1 pseudogene is annotated in these 206 nt (G+C 55.3%); it reads left to right on the forward strand.

From position 1 onward, the window contains the following. A pseudogene (locus OZ10_RS20770) lies at positions 1-206 on the forward strand (type II secretion system F family protein); the annotation flags it as partial.

The following is a 206-nucleotide window of genomic DNA, read 5'->3' on the forward strand; positions in this document are numbered from 1 at the left end:
GTCCCGGTGATTGGGCAGATCATGCACAACAGCGCTATTGCACGTTTCGCACGCACAACTGCAGTGACATTTAAGGCTGGTGTTCCACTGGTGGAAGCACTGGGATCGTAGCGGGCGCTACAGGTAACATGGTGTACGAAGAGGCCGTCTTCAGGATGCGGGACGATGTGTCAGTCGGCTACCCGGTCAACATGGCGATGAAACAA

It is taken from the genome of Xanthomonas cannabis pv. cannabis (assembly GCF_000802365.1).
GTDB lineage: Bacteria > Pseudomonadota > Gammaproteobacteria > Xanthomonadales > Xanthomonadaceae > Xanthomonas > Xanthomonas cannabis.